The sequence below is a fragment of the Geotalea daltonii FRC-32 genome (assembly GCF_000022265.1).
GTDB lineage: Bacteria > Desulfobacterota > Desulfuromonadia > Geobacterales > Geobacteraceae > Geotalea > Geotalea daltonii.
In genome coordinates this window covers 1658179-1676793 of the sequence record NC_011979.1, presented here as the reverse complement: position 1 = coordinate 1676793, position 18615 = coordinate 1658179, and the positions used below count along the sequence as shown (strand labels likewise).

General features: G+C 55.2%; 7 protein-coding genes. All 7 read left to right on the top strand.

Translation table 11 applies throughout. The features are described 5' to 3' along the window. Window positions 1–23 precede the first annotated feature (23 nt). The 7 genes from rseP to ilvB all read left to right on the top strand — a co-directional run bounded on the left by rseP (window position 24) and on the right by ilvB (window position 18555). Window positions 24–1094 carry an RIP metalloprotease RseP gene (gene rseP / locus GEOB_RS07540; protein WP_012646603.1) on the top strand — a complete coding sequence of 357 codons (1071 nt, stop codon included), beginning with the start codon at window positions 24–26 and terminating at the stop codon, window positions 1092–1094. Between the two features lie 33 nt (window positions 1095–1127). Beyond that, window positions 1128–1817: a tRNA (adenosine(37)-N6)-threonylcarbamoyltransferase complex dimerization subunit type 1 TsaB gene (gene tsaB, locus GEOB_RS07535; RefSeq protein ID WP_012646602.1), complete on the top strand. Its 690-nt coding sequence runs from the start codon at window positions 1128–1130 to the stop codon at window positions 1815–1817. 328 nt (window positions 1818–2145) lie between these two features. Then, window positions 2146–7185, top strand: coding sequence for a CxxxxCH/CxxCH domain c-type cytochrome (locus GEOB_RS07530; RefSeq protein WP_012646601.1), 5040 nt, complete (start codon window positions 2146–2148; stop codon window positions 7183–7185). A gap of 12 nt (window positions 7186–7197) precedes the next feature. After that, window positions 7198–14073 carry a fibronectin type III domain-containing protein gene (locus GEOB_RS07525; protein WP_012646600.1) on the top strand — a complete coding sequence of 2292 codons (6876 nt, stop codon included), beginning with the start codon at window positions 7198–7200 and terminating at the stop codon, window positions 14071–14073. Between the two features lie 32 nt (window positions 14074–14105). Further along, window positions 14106–14942, top strand: a complete 837-nt coding sequence (locus GEOB_RS07520) for a carboxypeptidase-like regulatory domain-containing protein (RefSeq protein WP_195892565.1) — start codon at window positions 14106–14108, stop codon at window positions 14940–14942. Window positions 14943–15116: 174 nt separating this feature from the next. Beyond that, complete coding sequence (gene ilvD / locus GEOB_RS07515; RefSeq protein ID WP_012646598.1) at window positions 15117–16778, top strand: dihydroxy-acid dehydratase; 1662 nt, start codon at window positions 15117–15119, stop codon at window positions 16776–16778. 76 nt (window positions 16779–16854) lie between these two features. Then, window positions 16855–18555: a biosynthetic-type acetolactate synthase large subunit gene (ilvB, locus tag GEOB_RS07510; RefSeq protein ID WP_012646597.1), complete on the top strand. Its 1701-nt coding sequence runs from the start codon at window positions 16855–16857 to the stop codon at window positions 18553–18555. Window positions 18556–18615 lie beyond the last annotated feature (60 nt).

Below are 18615 nucleotides of genomic sequence, written 5' to 3'. Positions count from 1 at the left end.
GCAACATTTTACAGGGGAAACGAATGCAGAGCGTAATATCGGCAATCATCGCCCTTGGGGCTCTTATCTTCATCCACGAACTGGGGCATTTCATCTTTGCCAAATGGTTCGGCGTCGGCGTCGACAAGTTTTCCCTCGGTTTCGGTCCCAAGATAATCGGCAAAAAGATTGGCGAAACCGAGTACCTTCTTTCCGCATTTCCCCTTGGCGGCTATGTGAAAATGGTCGGCGAAGGAGAAGACGCCGAGCTTACCGAAGAGGACAAAGCCCGCTCCTTTGCAGCCAAGCCTCCCCTGCAAAGAATAGTCATTGTTGCCGCGGGACCTTTGTTTAACCTTCTTTTTGCCTATTTCATCTTCATCATCGTCTATATGGTCGGTGTACCGGCAGCAACCACCAAAATCGGCGAAGTCGTCAAGGACAAGCCTGCAGCCCGCGCCGGAGTGCAGGCTAAAGACATGGTTACCGCCATTAACGGTAAGGTTGTCAATCGCTGGGAAGAACTTTCCTCCACCATTATCGAAGGAAAGGGACAACCGGTGGAACTGCAGGTGCAGAGGGAGGGCAAGACTCTCAACTTCCGCATAACTCCTGAAAAACGAACAGCAAAGAATCTCCTGGGGGACACTGTTACTACACCGGTTTTGGGAATCGTTTCGGCTGGGGAAATCGTCATCGATCATTTCGGTCCGGTTGATGCGTTTACCAAAGGTAGCGCCCAGACCTGGAATGTCATCAAGATAACTGTCCTGTCCCTGGTAAAACTGGTAGAAAGAGCCATTCCGCTGGATACCATCGGCGGACCGATCATGATCGTCAAGATGGCCGGCCAGCAGGCCGCTGAAGGAAGTGTCAGTTTTCTCGCCTTCGTCGCACTTCTTTCAGTCAACCTTGGAATTTTAAACCTGCTTCCTGTGCCGATTCTGGATGGGGGCCATCTTTTTTTCTACCTCTGGGAAATAGTATTCCGGAAGCCGATCAGTCCAAAAGCGCGGGAAATCGCCCAGCAGATTGGCCTGGTATTGTTGATAAGCCTGATGGTCCTTGCTTTCTATAACGATATTGCCAGATACTTCATCGGACAAAATCAATAACTACCGTAATGACCTTTGCAAGGAAGCCACCCATTGAAGCTTCTCACCATCGACACCTCCACCAGCACCTGCAGTGTAGCACTGACCATTGATCAGCGTCTGGCGGGAGAGTACCTGCTCCAGCTTGACAGAACACTGACCAACCGGCTTCTGTCCTGCGTCGATACCCTGCTAAGCGATGCCGGGATTCGGACCTGCGATCTGGACGGTTTTGCCGTCGCCCTTGGACCCGGCTCATTCACCGGGGTACGAGTCGGAGTGGCAACGGTAAAAGGCCTGGCGCTGGCCGCAGACAAACCGGTCGTCGGCTTTTCTTCACTGGCCATGCTAGCCGGGAATCTCCCGTGGAGCTCATATACGGTTTGTCCCATGTTCGATGCCCGGAAAAAAGAGGTTTACGCAGGTGCATACCGCTGCAATGAAGTGCCCCTGCCTCTGGCTGCTGATTGCGTCCTTCCTCCGGCCGATTTTCTGAAACAGATCATCGGTCCGGCCATATTCGTCGGTGAGGGGGCGGAAAAATACCGGGACCTGATCACCTCATCCAAGGGAGCCGATGCCTTCTTCGCCCCCTGGAATGTCCATCAACCCCGCGCCTCTGCCGGGGCTCTCCTTGCAGCAGACCTTTTCACCAAAGGCAAAACCATTCCGCTTGCCGAACTTAATCCCATCTATATAAGGCCGTCCGAAGCCGAACTGGCCAAACTTCACAGGCACCCCTGAACCACTGCGCCATTTTCACAACGTGTTTTAATTAATACAATTTGGTTGTATATTTGCATTATTTTTTACACCTTATGCCTCTGCCACGGTATTTTTTAGTTATTTCAGGTGTTTATCGCCTCCCAGTGACAATCGAGGCCGCCAATAAGCCATTGTTCCGGCTGATCTTGCCTGTATTTCAGCGGGAATTTTCTATTTAAAAAGTATATACCGATAGCTCACGCGCGAGATTAAGAACTCATTATAAAGAAATAACATTAATAGCCGCCTATAGGACAAGCTGGCCGTACGGCAACAGCTTTGGCCTGTCAGGCTTGCAGGAGGCAACATGTACGGCACCGTTATAAGGCGGATGACAAGCTGCTTATGGACATTGATGTTGCTGACTTTGTTATCCGGAACTGCGGCAGCGTCCATTTCCTGTTACGACTGTCACGGCTCTCGCAGTACGCATGATTACCGGCCGGTTGACGACACCTACCGCAATATCACCACCGGCGGCTTTCAGGGCAAACACAGAGCACATCTTCCCCTGGCAGCCGGACCGGCAAGCTGCAGCATCTGCCACCGCGGCAGCCAGGACTATACGTCCTCCCACCGTGACGGGCTGATCAGCCTCACCCCGAACATAAATAATTCCCCTTCGCCAGAACCGGCGCTTTACAAGAACCACACCTCGGCATTCCGCAACTGGACAACACCGTTCCCCCAGACGGCAGAACCTGTCCTCGGCAAGTGCACCAACGTCAATTGCCACTTCGAGTCCGATACCCCCCTGTGGGGAAACCCGTTTCCTCAGAATCAGCCTGCCTGCGGCAACTGCCATGGCCTCCCCCCCGCCAACGGCAGTCACCCTGCCACCACTGGTTCCGGGAAGAAACATGGCGACTACTACGGTACCGACGAGCACAGCTGCAGCAAATGCCATCCCGGCCACAACACCTTTTCCCATGCAACTAGCGCCGGACATCGGCCCATCCTACTTCAATTTACAACGCACCCAAACGGTGGCGGCTCATATTCAGGTGTCATGACGAACACTAATTATCTGCCTTCACAAAATAAGAATAGAAATGGCACCTGCAGCGGCATCTACTGCCATTCCAACGGCAGTCCTGACGGCAGGGGTACCGTCTCCGCCACCCCCACCTGGGGAGGAAGCGTCACTTGTACCGGCTGCCATGGCGGAAACAGCGATACCTCCTCCATGAGTCCTCGTCACGACAAGCATGCCGGTGATTACCAGTACCAGTGCGACAAATGCCACAGCACCACCGTCACTGGCTCGGCAGCCATTAGTGACCGGAACAGGCATGTTGACGGGCAGAAGGATGTTGCATTAAAAGAGGGTGGCAGTTTCGGCGAGTCGACAAAGCAATGCACCAACACCTACTGTCATTCCAACGCCCTTGGCCAGCAGGGTTTCAGGACACCGGCATGGAACGAAGCGGGACCGTATAAATGCTTTTACTGCCACAAGGGGCTCACCTCCGACTCTACTGTAGCCAATTGCGCCGAGATCGGCGGGGTCTGGGACAGCGAACACGGCGCCTGTACCCCCTTCGTCAATATCTCCACCAATGCCCATGCCAAGCATGTGGGGCCCCAGTGGATCCGCAAGTATCCCTGCAGCTACTGCCATAACCAGACAGTGAATGCAGCAGGAAGTATCAAGGACATGACCAGACATGCCGATGGCTCGAAGCAGGTGGTAATCGATTCTCAATGGGCAATAGATGGGCGCCCTGCGCCCTCCTATAATCCGGATTCCAAAATCTGCAGCAACGTCTACTGCCACTCCGACGGTACGGCCAACCCCCTGGACGAGGAAGTTAAGCAGCCTAATTGGCCCAACAAGGGATGGTCACGCTGCAATGCCTGCCATGGCCACCCCATTACCGGAACTTGCAACGCCTCCGGCTGTCATGACGGTACCACCCACGACGGCAGAACCTGGGCGGTCTATACCGGCTGGACCACAGGTTCGGAATGGCGTGCTGCGATGCCCATATTCCGCAATGAAGGGCCTGGTGAAGTAAGGGCAAACTCCCACCCCCGCCATACCGGAACATCATTCACATGCGGTAACTGCCATACAGCCACTGTCGTCAATGGTGATTGCGAGACCTGCCATGCAGGGGGACTCCCTGCCGGCAACATGGGCGAAATCGCCCATATCAACCCGGCCTATCACGTCAACAAGATCAGCGACGTCTTGTTCAGGGCAGGAGGTTCATACAACAGAAGTAGCAAGACGTGCTCAAACACCCGTTGCCATACGGGTACTTCCAACCCGCAGTGGGGGGCATCCATAGATTCCAGCATCATCTGCCTGAACTGTCACGGGACCATGGATACCGATGTCGACACCTTTACCGCCTTCAATAACGGCACCATGGCAAAAGTTAACCTGAGCCAGTGGGTGACCACCGGACATGGCCGTTATTCCACAGCAGGCCGCTATCCCTGGTCCAATAATCCTGCTGCCAATTTCCCCAGTAACCCCTGCTGGTATTGCCACGACAACACCGTCGTCCACGGGGGCGAGGAAAACTATTTCAGGTTGAAAAAGCACCCCCAGTACGAGCAGCGCTTCGACAAGGAATGCGCATACTGCCATATGGAACACAAGGATTATGAATGTATCCAGTGCCATGTGAGCCAGACTGAGAGTCTTGCCCCCCAGGCAACCATGAGCGGCATCATGGTAAAACTGAGAACGGGGGAGACGCGCACGGACTGGCCGGATCATGGCTGGCTGAATGGCTGCACCGCTACCGGCTGTCACGACAGCGACGACGGTCTTTTCTCTTCAGGCGGACACAAAGGGCATTCCACTGGTGCCGGAACATGGACCACCGCCCAGAAAGCGGACATAAAGAATCAGTACGTAATGATGGGTGTCTGCCTGCAGTGCCATGACGACGATTCGGGCGGACAGTGTACATTCTGCCACGCGCCCCCGCCAAGCAACCCCGGCAAATACTCCCTGGGCTACAATCCGGGAACAGGGTTCATCAAACCGAAGCAGGCACGGGCCTCGGCCGCACACTTCGGCAAAAAGCACTGGAATTCCTACCAGACAAACGGCGTCTGGAAAGGAGGCAAATTCTGCTGGGACTGCCATGATCCCCACGGCGACAGCAATATCTACATGATCCAAAGCCAGGTAGCCACCACCACCGATGGCAAGTATGGACGCCCGATTACCAGGGCCGCAGTATCCTTTACCCAAAAGACGAGGGGCCTCGATTATGCCGGTGACTCAACTAGACTCTGCAATGTCTGCCACGGACCCGATTCGAAACATTATCTGAGCAATTTCAGTGACGGCCACAATTCCAACAAGATCTGCACCACCTGCCACATGCACCGCTTCGCCGACGGGCACGCCGATTCCCAGCCCTGCAACTCCTGTCACAGCAATGCCAAGCCGGTACCCAAGCACGTGGCCTTCGGTTTGCCGGTTGTCTGCGTCAAATGTCATGCGGGATCCATCGGTAACCGGGGAGATGTGATAGGCCAGTTCAACAGCAATTCCCATCATGTACAGGGAGTAACGCTGACCGGCCGCCAGTGCTATGCCTGTCACTGGGAGGCAACCGAGTTCGGCACCATCGATGCCACCTACCATGAAGGCTTCAACTTCAATTCCTACTCCGGAGTGAAAGATGCAAAGGTCGACCTGGTCGTCTGGCAGAAGGAGCGGCGTCCCACCTTCTACAGCGCAACTTCCGCCATCCAGTTCACCGCCAACCGCATTGCCACGGTCAATGAGCGAGAGGAGGTAGGTAAACTCAACAACCACTGCATCTCCTGCCATTCCGATCAGAATAATTCCGCTACCCCTTTCAATGACTGCAAGACTCCGCGCCAGTATGCATGGGATGGACAATCCATCGCCTCACGCTATCAGCAGAAGGGAACCACCACCTGGGGCAAGGTCAATTCCGGCAGCTGGCCCAACGCCAACCGCAAGGATACCGTCGTCAAGGCATTCTCAGCCCACGGCAATGCAACCGCCAACCAGGGAGGATGGGATGCGGCAAACGGCTATGACGCCGCGCCCCCCAATACCAGAGCAAGTTCAATTAATGTTCAGTGTTATGACTGCCACAACTCTCACGGCTCAAAGGTCAACGGAACCACCACCAGCTACGTGACCTTCAACAACACCCGTAACGGGGGAAATCTCAAGGAAACACAGAACGGCAAGGGAGGATATGCCACGACGTACATGGCGCAGAAGAATGCAACGGGCAAGAATGCCTATGAAGCCGGGGCCGGTCAATGCTTCGACTGTCATGAAACCCAGAATGCTTCCTTAACCAGGCCCTGGGGGTATCAGTCCACCTTCAGCGCCAGCCAGCCGATCATTGGCTACGATGACAGCCCCAAATTCGGCGGCGGTACCAAGGGGCGCTACACCCGTTTCCCCTACCGCAGCAAGACAACCGTTGCCGGCACCCACTTTTCCGCCTCCAGCTTGCTCAACTATACGACCCATGAGCGCATCAACGGCCTCTGTACACCCTGCCACGATCCCCATGGCGTTTCGCCGACAATGGGAGAGCAGATGCCCTATGCTGTGCCGCTGCTGAAGGGAACCTGGATGACCAACCCCTATAAGGAAGATGCACCACCTCTGAGTACCAGTGGTGGCAGGGCAATTCCTCCCTACAGCTGGGGTGGCCCCCCTGCCAGGGATTACAGTGTGCCCACAGGTTGGGACAACAGAAGGCCTACAGTTCCTGTGCTGCTTGGCTGGAACAGTGATCGTAATACCTTCAATACCAGCCGTGTTGCCGAAAATGACAGGCAGTTTGCCGGATTGTGCACGCGCTGCCATCAGCAGGAAAAACTTACCGACGGCATCAACAAGAACACCCCCTGGAAATCCCGTGACCGAGTCCACGAAACCGTCAAGGGCTGGGGAGCCAATACCGAGCATTCTTTTACCTGCTCCAAGTGCCACCAGCCCCACTCATCGGGACTGCCGCGGCTGATGGTTACAAACTGCCTGGACTACCAGCATCGGGGCCGGCTCTCATCCGGAGGCAAGGTTGCGGCCACAGACCTTAGCGCCACGTACGGGGGAGATTTGACCGGTGGCCACTGGGGTTTTCCCATTGGGGGTACCATCACGGACAAAATACTGCCAAGCGATGCAGCTTACAAGGCAGACCCGTACAAATATGAAGCCTTTACCCAATGCCATTTACGGCGGACAGATATTACCATTACGCCTCCTTACCCCTCCGTCATAGATGAATTCCAGACAGTCCCGGACCAATGGCCCCAGGAAAACATGTGGAACAATGTAACGCCATGGCCGAGCAGCGTGCCACCCCGCAGCTACAGCAAGTGATGGAGAAATGACATGAAAAAGACCTTTTTATCCATAGCCATGTTCCTTTCTTTAGCCTCGACTGTTTTCGGCAGTGGCGGCAGCGATTTGCCCGGTCACCCTCTTCTGGACCAGCGCAAAGGTAAACAGGAAGGGAAGGCATCAGCCGTTATTCCTTCCACCGGGGCAATGGTTGTCACCGGATTCCAGAGCCTTGCCAGCGACGGCAATGACGATCTCTATACCGTCAAGTACGCCGCCGACGGCTCAATTATCTGGCGTGCAAGCAAAGATTTTTCAGGAGGAAGTGATCAGGGCACTGCAGTGGTCATCGATAAATGGGGGGATGCCATTGTCGCCGCCACTGTTATGAATGGCGGCGGTTATGACGTTCATGTGACCAGGTACCATGATAACGGCACAAGCATCCCTGCCGAGGTCTGGAGCAAAACATGGTCCGGGACCGGCACCATGGCGGATGTTACCCAGGCACTGGCATATGATCCGGTCATGGACCGGGTTTATCTGGGAGGGTACAGCAGCAACGGCAATGATGATGACTACCTGCTTCTCGCTTTCGACAACAACAGAACCGGTGACAATACCCCGCTGTGGACACGTACCCATAACGGCACTGGTAAGGACCGCGCCTACGCCGTGGCCGTCTCCGCAGATGGTGCGACCATTGCCCTCACTGGTGAAACATTCAACGGTACCGATCTGGACATGGCAACGGTCATGTGGCAGGCGGACGGCACTCGCATCGGCGTCTGGCCCAAAGGAGGACTGACTTCATTTAACGACCGTGGGACCGCTCTGGCATTTTCTGCGACAGGCAATGTTGTGGTCACCGGCTACCTTACCAATGGCCGTGGCGGCGATCTCTACACCGCCGAACTTACGCCTGCATCGGCAACGCCTGTCTGGGAAGCAAGTCACGATGCCGGTTTCGATGATCAACCGGTAGCGATTGCCATGGATTCGTCGGGTGATGTTTATGTTGCGGCAACCATCGGCACCTTGCCTGCATTTTCAAAGCTCCATGCCATCAAGTATCACAAGAATGGCACACCTGTTCCCGATACCGTATGGAGCACGACCTTCGATGCAGGATCGGCCAATGCCGCCGGCGCAACCGCCCTTACGGTGGACTCTTCCAGCGGCATATTCATTGCCGGGTGGCGCGATTATGCCGGAATCAAAAAAATCGTGACCATGAAATTGAGCCGAAAAAACGGGCGAATCCTCTGGAACAAGGAATGGAGCGGGATAATCGGCAACAGCTCTTTGCCGGTGGGCATAGGTCTTGCCGGACAAGGAGTTGCTGCCGCTGCCTGGACAGACCGTACGCAACCCCTCGACGGAGGCACCCAGGCAGCAACCGGCGGTTCAAAAACGGACCTCCGGAACAGCAGCAAGTCCTGGACGCCGAACCAATGGGCTGGATACTCCCTCTACATGGTCAGCAGCCAGAACAAGGACGTTTTCCGCCGCATTCAAGGCAACGACGCCACCACCCTGTTCCTTGCTTCCGCCGAAGCGCTCCCCTATGCGGTTGCTGCAGGAGACCTGTACTACGTTTACGACAAGGACGACATCGACCTGCTTATACTGCGCCAGGAAAAAGGACTTCTCGATCCCCCGACAGGTCTGTCCACCGAGGTGCTGAGCAATGCTTCGGTGCGGCTGACCTTTCAGGACAACTCGGAAACGGAAACCAGCTTTCTGGTGGATATCAAGATCGGAGTAAACGGCGCCTGGACCAACAATGCCTATACCATTGCCGCTCCGGACCAGGCAGGGATGAATGCCGTTTCCTATGAAATTTCCGACCTCCTTGCCGATACGGAATACTATTTCAGAGTCAGGGCCTTCGACAACACTACTTACAGCGACTATTCCCCAGAGGCCGCTGCCCTGACGAGAATTGTCAATTTCTCTGCACCTGTGCTGACATATTCCTATGGAGACCCGGCAAACGGGGACGACATGGCCACTGACGCTGCCTGTTACTGGGGAGGAAACTTGGTAGTTACCGGTACAGTATTCTCCGATCAAAACGGTATCAGCACCCCGTCAAAGGACTATTACACAATCAAGCTCAATCGCACTGATTTTGCTCTGAATTGGAAAGATCAGCGTGATGGGGGCTATGACGAGGATGATGAGATCGTAGCCCTGGCCGTAGACCAGAACAGGGAAACGATAGTTACCGGCACATCCATGCAGAATGTGACTGGAGTCGGCAACATTCCTTCCGTCTGGACCCTCAAGTATGCACTTTCACCGGCACTTGACGGCCTGGGTGAAGCTGAGCCCGTGTGGACAGACCAGTTGAACAGCAGCGGCAGACTCGCCGATCAGTCGGATGTGGTGGCCGTGCAGGGGGTAGCTCCCTACTGGATTGCCGTTGCCGGTCATGGCAACGCCGATCTCACCAACATAAATCTTTTTGTCAGGAAGCTCTCCGCCACCGGTACAGTTCAATTCACCGCCGAAAAGGATCTGGGGGGCAATGAATACCCGGCAGCCGTGGCTGTCGACACCGCAGGCAACGTCATTGTCGCAGGACGGGTGGAAAAAACCGGCAACAACAGCTGGTTTACGGCAAAGTTCGATGCTGTGAGCGGTTCAATGGTCTGGAGTGACACCTATGGCAATACGGGAGACAACCGGGCCCTGTCCCTGACTATTGACGCCAATAATGATGTGTACGTAACCGGCTATATCACCGACAGTGCATCAGGGTATACCAGAATGACGACCATCAAATACTGGGGAGAGGCAAACGGCACGGCCGATCGCAGATGGACCAGGACCTATCCCCTCGATACATCGGCAACCAGTTTCGCTTCCCGCAAGATAGCCTATGATCCCTTTGCCAATGAAGTAGTCGTGGCCGGAGATGGCTATTCCCATACCACAGACCGCGATCTTACGCTGCTCCGCTACGATACTGCCGGGACCCTTAAAAAGCAGGCTGAGCTGCGCAATCCCGGCAGCGACGATATCCTTACCGGCTTGAGCATCGACCCATCGGGCTATGTATACCTTTCAGCGGACAGCGGCGCATCCCCCAACACCAATATCATAGCGGCCATCTATACCGATAGCCTGGACTATGTCAAATCGTTCCTCTATAACGGAGCGGCAAGCAAGGACGATCACGCTGCAACAATCGCCGTCAATAAGTTCGGTGAGGGTTTTGTCGCCGGTTACACCACTTCTGCCTCTGGAGACAAGGACTTTCTAGCTCTAAAGGTTGTCAACGACTTGGCAATAATGCCCTTTGGAGTGACAGCAACGCCCCAGGCCGATTACACCAAGGTTGTCCTTGCCTGGTCAAACGTTACCAGTGGGGCGACACCCTATGTCATGCGCAGCATCAAGGATTCCGGCGTCTGGGTTGCACCGCAGGGCACGACAAACGGCCAACTGGCAGCCAATGCAACCACCTTCACCGACAGCGGCTTGGGAAAAAACACCGAGTACTGCTGGCGCATATATGCATCCTTCAATTCGGTAACAACCCGTCACACCGAGATATGCTCCACAACTACCCTGGACGCACCTGTGATTTCTTCATATGCCGACATCACCACAACCTCTGCACGCACCCTGTGGTCGAATGTTGCAGGAAATACCGGCTACCGCCTGGAACGCAAAACCGACACCGGCGGCGCCTGGCAAACCATCGCCGACCTGCCGGCCAACACCGTTTTTTATGACGATTCGTTATTGACACCACAAACCACTTATTATTACCGCCTCTCCGCCAGGAATATCAGCGGCTTTTTTTCTCTGCCTTCGCCGGAATTCATGGTGCCGACTATGCCGGAACCCATTACCAGGGGCTGGATCGATTACTATGCCACCGGTGCGTCAACGTTGACCATTCGATCATTCAACGCTGCCAACAATGTAACGGATTACCGTGTCGAGCGTAAAACGGGCACTGGAGGAACATGGTCCACCGTCGGCAATATCGTGGCAATCGGGACTCATCCAAGATTTGACGACAGCGGGCTATTACCGAATACGACCTATTTTTACCGCTATTTCTCGGTCTACAAGGGAATTGAGAACCCCACACCAAGCCCTGAGATATCTGTGACAACATGGCTCAACCCGCCGACATTGCTGACCGCCACAGCCAACAGCACGACCTCCATCAACGGCTCCTGGTCCCAGGTTACCGGCAATACGGGGTATGAATTGAGAGCCTATGCCTGCTACGGTACCGTAAGCGAGATTACTACCAGTCCCGCTACCTACTGTAATAACAGCAACCCTAGCTATATCTCTCTGGCAGCCGACGTTACCAACGGCACGGTGTCCCCTTACGGCGGTTACCGCGCATATAACGTCTCTGTCGGTGCCAAGAACAGCGGGGGTAATTCTATCGACAGCAACAAGATTCTCGTCTTCATGCCTCTTGCCGTAACCCTGACTAACGTGGAAATACCGGCTTCCACTCAGTTGAAACCGGTATGGACCAATACGACGGAGGATTATTTCGATGTCCAGCGCCGCCTGCCCCCGGATACCAACTGGACAACCGTCAAGTCGGGACTTGCCGCCAACACCCTCAGTTGGACCGATACGACAGTCGCCAACGGCATCGAATATTGTTATCGAATCAGAGCGTATACAGCCGCCGGTGGCCCGGCAGATGCCTTTTCGGCAGAATCCTGCAATACTGCCCAGGCTCCTCCGGCTCCACCGTCACTGACACTCTCAACCCAAACGGCAACAACGATCCGATTTGACTGGAATAATACCCGTTATCCGGCTGCCGCAAATTTTGATATTTACGTGCAACCATACCAGTACTATGCCGGTGGTCTTCCGGAAACCTATCCGGCCTACTGGTCCTCAGCCAGTCTGTTAACCACTGTCAGCTGCGCGACCCAAAGCTGCAGCTACACTTACACCCCCTCGCGAGGCACAGGCATCATGGGGTCTGTCAAGATGAACTTCTACGGTACTGTAATCGAATCGCAGACGATAAGTCCTACTGACAAATATGTCCAGACTATGCCCAATCCGCCGGCTGTCTCCTCGGTTATGTCGACAGATTACTCCGCCACCGTAAGTTACAGCCGAATTGATGAAGCGTATTCCTATAACATCTATTACAAGAAAACAGCCGACAGTGCCTGGAGCGGGCCACTGTCGGCGCCCCACAACTGGACGCCGAGTCCTTTGACCATTAGCGCTCTTGTTCCCGGGACCCAATATCAGTTAAAAGTCGAGTCAATGGGTAAGTCCACGGAATCCAACAACGCAGTAGTCCAGAACTTCTGGACGCTTTGCACAGCTCCGGCTATCACCTCCGTCTCGGCAGTGACAGCCACCCAGGCAACAGTTAACTGGAGCAGTTCTACCGGTGCCACCGGTTACAAGCTGGAACGCTCCACCGATAATGCAACGTGGACACTGGTCAGCAACCAGAATGTCCTATCCTATCCGGACAGCGGCCTCACAGCCGGTGGAAACTACTGGTACCGTGTCAAAGCAGTCAATGGCGGCGGAGACTCTGTGCCTTCCCCTGCGGTGCAGGTGGTAACGGTCCCCAGCCCCCCCGAGGACCCTATGCCCCGCCAGCTCTCCGACACCAGCATGGAAATAGCTTTCCACCTGACAAAGGGGGCCGAATCCTACAAGATCTACCGCCGCGATGGCAGCCTCGCAGCAGGACAGAATTACATAAAGACAGCAGCGTTTCCCTATTTCGAAGATTATTGCGGGTCTGTCTACCCGACCATCTCGTGTGCAGCGCCCAAGGCAGGAACCGCAGTGGTAACAGACTCGAATCTCCAGCCGGACACCGTATACTGTTACGCGTTGGCAGCTACAAATGCCAACGGTGACTCGACTATCGGGCAGGAACTGTGCGGCCGGACCTCTGCCATGGGTGCCCCCACCGTTACGGTGATAACGCAAAACCCATTTGCCACCACTGTCTCCTGGACACCGGGGTCTGCAACCGTAACCATCGACGGTCATGTTGTGGAGGCCATCGAGGCTGACGGAACCATCAAGACGCTGGCACTGGTAGCCATGCCGGAACTTACCTTTACCGACAAGAGCGGACTTTTTCCCGGAGCAAACCGCACCTACCGCGTCCGGCCCTATCGCCGCTTCTTCGATGACTTCTCTGCCGGGCTATCCCTCACCGACTGGGCACCATGGGGCAGACACCGCCACGGCGACGGCAATGAAGATTTTACTACACCGCCGGTTAATGCCACCGATATCGATGGCACGGTGCGGGTATCGTGGGATACATCGGGCAAAGCAGAGCTTTATACACAAGTTCCAGGTGGCATCGCGGTAAACTCTTACAACTTTGCCCAGCTCGGCTTGAACCGCCTCGATTTCTTTACCGGCGATTTTGATATCAACTATGACTTCACTATCGATCTGCCAGGTACTATTCCCGATACCATGAATGCCTACAACGTATACAACCGTTTACGCATCTATTTCCCCAACAGTGCAGCCGGCACTCTGAGGAATGATGTGGGTTTCGGCTACGACAACAGTACCTATGGGCCATACTTTGACAGTATCAAATGGGTTCGGGGTGTTGGCACTACGATTGGCTCCTGGTACACCGGAGAAAAACTGCAGGCCAGCGGCATCAAGGCCAGCAGACGCGGCAAAACGATGCATTATTACCGCAAGGCTGGTAACGGCTGGAGCCAGACAACATCCAATGAGGAAACTAGCACCATGACTCCCGACTACGTCTGGATAGTTACCTTCAACAATCGTACAAACGCTGCTCCGACTGAACTACGCACCCTTATCGACAACGTTGAGGTCATCTCCTACGGAACGGCAAGCACACCGGCAAGCATTGCCATGCCTGGCTTCGACGGAAGCAAAAACTACTGCCCATAAACGGAGAAACGGCAACGACTATGGCAGGAATAATGAAAACTCTGACATACTCAGTGGCGTTCCTTTTCACTACTGCCACCTCCAGCTTTGCCTATGGCACGATAAACGGGCGACTGCAGATGGAAAAGGAACCCCTGCGTTGCGCGGCCTTTGCCTATACCACTGATAAAGCTCCAACCTCGTCCTACTCCGCACCGTTTTTTGCTGTTCCATGTGGAGCGGACGGTGCATTCTCCATGATGCTCCCCCCGGGGACCTACCTGATCGCCTCCGGCATCAGCATCGGCAGCGGTGTTTTTGCAACGCAGCCTGATCCAAAGCGCCGTTTGCCGATTGAAGGTCCCCTTGCTCAGATTGTCACTGTAACCAATAACTCGACCATAACGCTGACGCGGAGTAATGACAGGAGCAACTTGCCGCCACATGAAACCTCCCCCACCGGCAGTCGATCAAAAGATACGGAACTTGTCACGGTAACGGGAACCGTACGCGACCCGGCAGGCAATCCTGTCTCCCTGGCGGTAGTTAACCTGCTGGACCCTGACCAGCCCAGTAATGGCAGGAACAGGATCTACATCAGTACGCCTACTGATGCCAGTGGAGAATATGTCATTGAAATAGTAAGACCTCGGCCTTACCTGCTCCAGGCCTTCAAGTCGGACTCTTTGCTGGGTAATATGAAGAGCCCGGCGGCGCCAGTGGATCTATCCTCGCCCCACAACCCCCTTCGTTACCATATTACGCTGTCTCCCCGGACCCATTCAGCGCCAGCCTCCTCCGGTAGACAACCATCATCGTTACCGGCACCCGCTGAAAAATCGCAGGGGAAGCCAAAGCCGGTACCGTTTACCGACCCTGCATCCCTTTAGCCACCGGTACCGTTCTGACTTGCCATCGCACGCGCACGCCATGGGTTCGTTCATATCGAAAACAGGCCTTTCCAGCATAATTTAGCAGTTATAACGACATTTTATTGCAGTTGACAGCTGCCGGATAATGTATTATTTTCGATATTCACTTTTTCGTGCAGTCAGGGGTTTACCATGCGTAGCGATATGATCAAGAAGGGACTGGAGCGGACTCCGCACCGGGCGCTCCTCAAGGGCACCGGCGTCCCCCAGAGCCAGATGGAGAAGCCGTTCATCGGCGTTGCCACAAGTTTTACCGATCTGATTCCCGGCCATGTGGGCATGCGGGATCTTGAACGATATATAGAGAAGGGCATTCACAGCGGCGGAGGTTATGCATTTTTCTTCGGTATTCCCGGAGTGTGCGACGGTATCTCCATGGGCCACAAGGGTATGCATTACAGCCTGCCGACCCGCGAACTGATTGCCGACATGGTGGAATCGGTGGCCGAGGCCCATCGTCTTGACGGACTCGTGCTTCTGACCAACTGTGACAAAATCACCCCCGGCATGCTCATGGCTGCTGCCCGTCTGGACATCCCCTGTATCGTCGTGACCGCCGGGCCGATGATGAGTGGCCGCGGCGAAGCAGGACGTAAATATTCATTTGTTACCGACACTTTCGAAGCCATGGCCCGTTACAAAGCCGGTGTCATCGATGCCCAGGAGCTGCAGGTCTGTGAAGACAACGCCTGTCCCGGCATGGGTTCCTGCCAAGGGCTTTTCACCGCCAACACCATGGCCATCCTCACTGAAACCCTCGGCATGAGCCTGCCCCGCTGCGGCACCGCCCTGGCGGTATCCGCCCTGAAGCGCCGCATTGCCTTTGCCTCGGGAGAGCGCATCGTCGATCTGGTGAAAGATAATGTGACACCGCGCAGCATCCTTACCCGGGCCGCCTTCGAGAACGCCATCCGCGTCGATTTGGCATTGGGCGGATCATCCAATACCGTCCTGCATCTTCTGGCAATTGCCCATGAAGCCGAGGTAGAACTCCCTCTGGAAACCTTCGATATTCTTGCCAAGGAAACGCCGCAGCTGGCATCCATGAATCCGGCCGGGGAGCACTTCATGGAAGATCTTGATACGGCAGGAGGCGTCGCAGGCGTGCTCATGCAACTGGGGGACAAGATAAAGGATAATCCCACGGTTATGGGATTGACCATCAAACAACTGGCTGCAAGCATCGCCAATGTGGACGAAACGGTTATCCGCCCCCTGTCGAATCCGGTCAAGAAAGAGGGAGGCATTGCCATCCTCTCCGGCAATATTGCCCCGAAAGGTGCGGTAGTCAAACAGTCTGGTGTGTCGGCGGCCATGATGAATTTCACCGGCACCGCTCGCTGCTTCGACTCGGAAGAAGCCGCCATGGCTGCCATTATGGAAGGGAAGATAGTTGCCGGAGACTGTGTCGTGATCCGCTATGAAGGCCCGAAGGGTGGTCCCGGGATGAGGGAGATGCTGGCTCCAACCGCCGCCATCATGGGACTTGGCCTTGGGGACTCCGTAGCCCTCATTACCGACGGACGTTTTTCCGGAGGCACCCGCGGCCCCTGCATCGGCCATATCTCGCCCGAAGCTGCCGAAGGTGGACCCATCGCCCTGGTGGAAGAAGGGGACCGGATCGAGCTGGATATTCCCGGCCGTCGGTTGCAACTCCTGGTTGATGATGAAACCCTGGCAAAGCGCCGCCGCAACTGGCAGGCGCCGGCGCCCAAGATCCGCACCGGCTGGCTTGCACGCTATGCCAAGGTAGTCACCTCCGCCAACACCGGTGCAGTTACTTCTGCAGATTAATACCAATCAAACTCGGCAAGGTGCAGTCTAAAGCTTGTAAACCGCCAGTCGGTTTTACAGTGGCAGGAGATTTATTATGAAAATGAACGGGGCAAGAATTCTTCTGGAATGTCTGAAGCTTGAAGGGGTCGATACGGTCTTCGGTTATCCCGGCGGTACGGTCATCAATCTTTATGACGAGATTTTTTCATTCAAGGAGATCCGTCACATCCTGCCCCGCCATGAACAGGCCGGTGTCCATGCCGCCGACGGTTATGCCCGGGCAACCGGCAAGGTCGGCGTGGCCATTGCCACCTCCGGCCCCGGTGCCACCAATACCATAACCGGCATCGCCACCGCCTATATGGATTCCATCCCCATGGTCATTATCACCGGTCAGGTTCCCACTGGACTGATCGGCAATGACGCTTTCCAGGAAGCCGACATCATCGGCATCACCCGTCCCTGCACCAAGCACAACTTTCTGGTCAAGGATGTGAAGGACCTGGCGACCATCGTCAAAAAGGCCTTCTACATCGCCCGGACCGGCCGGCCCGGTCCTGTTCTCATCGATCTGCCCAAGGATGTGCAGATAGCAACCACAGAATTCAAATATCCCGAAACAGTGGATATCCGCGGCTACAAACCGACGGTCGGCGGCCATCCGAAGCAGGTAGAGAAAGCCATTACACTGCTTCTGGAAGCAAAAAAGCCGGTTATCTATGTTGGAGGCGGAGTCATTCTGGGAAATGCCGCCGAGGAACTGACGAAGCTGGCCCAGCTGCTTAATGCGCCCGTAACTACAACCCTCATGGGGCTTGGTGCATTTCCAGAGGATAATCCGCTTTCACTCGGGCTCCTCGGCATGCATGGCACCTATTATGCCAACATGGCAGTCTCGCACTGCGATCTACTGATAGCCGTCGGTGCCCGCTTCGACGACCGCGTCACCGGGAAGATTGCTTCATTTGCGCCACATGCACAGATTATCCATATTGATGTGGATCCCACCTCCATCAAGAAAAATGTCCGGGTTGACCTGCCCATTGTCGGCGACGTCAAGGACGTGCTCAAGCAGCTGTTGAAGGTACTTGCCGGTCAGGCTGAAAAAGCAGCTACCTTCCAAAAGCAAATTGTACCCTGGTCACAGGAAATAGAGGCCTGGAAGGCCAAGCACCCCATGACATACAAGAGCAGCGCTTCCGTAATCAAGCCCCAGCTGGTCATCCAGAAGCTGCGGGAATTGAGTAAACCGGACGCCATCGTCTCAACGGACGTGGGCCAGCACCAGATGTGGACGGCCCAGTTCTTCAAATTCAACCGGCCGAGAACACTGCTGTCTTCCGGTGGCCTCGGCACCATGGGTTTCGGCCTCCCTGCTGCCATGGGTGCCCAGGCAGCATTCCCCAAGCGGCAGGTGATCGTCGTCTGTGGGGACGGCGGTTTTCAGATGAACATGCAGGAACTGGCAACCCTGGTTCAGAACCGGCTTCCGGTCAAAATCTGCATCCTGAACAACAATTTCCTTGGCATGGTCCGCCAGTGGCAGGAACTGTTCTTCGACAAGCGCTATTCCCAAACATGTATGGAATTGCCCATCGATTTCATCAAGCTGGCCGAGGCCTTTGGCGCCAAGGGCTTTCAGGCAACCAAACCCGAAGAAGTGGAAGCGGTGATAAAGAAAGGATTCGCTACCCCCGGGCCGGTGATCATGGAGTTCAAGGTCGCCAGGGAAGAAAAGGTTCTTCCCATGGTGCCCGCCGGAGCATCGTTGACGGAGATGGTGCTGGCATCCTGATCCTTACAGATAAGGCTCCATGAGGGGGAAACAATAGCCCCTTGAAAGTAATCGGAGGGA

What these genes read in the sequence shown, in the direction of transcription:
- ilvD (WP_012646598.1), top strand. Translation starts at nt 15,117, where the DNA reads ATGCGTAGCGATATGATCAAGAAGGGACTGGAGCGGACTCCGCACCGG.
- GEOB_RS07525 (WP_012646600.1), top strand. Translation starts at nt 7,198, where the DNA reads ATGAAAAAGACCTTTTTATCCATAGCCATGTTCCTTTCTTTAGCCTCG.
- ilvB (WP_012646597.1), top strand. Translation starts at nt 16,855, where the DNA reads ATGAAAATGAACGGGGCAAGAATTCTTCTGGAATGTCTGAAGCTTGAA.
- rseP (WP_012646603.1), top strand. Translation starts at nt 24, where the DNA reads ATGCAGAGCGTAATATCGGCAATCATCGCCCTTGGGGCTCTTATCTTC.
- GEOB_RS07530 (WP_012646601.1), top strand. Translation starts at nt 2,146, where the DNA reads ATGTACGGCACCGTTATAAGGCGGATGACAAGCTGCTTATGGACATTG.
- GEOB_RS07520 (WP_195892565.1), top strand. Translation starts at nt 14,106, where the DNA reads ATGAAAACTCTGACATACTCAGTGGCGTTCCTTTTCACTACTGCCACC.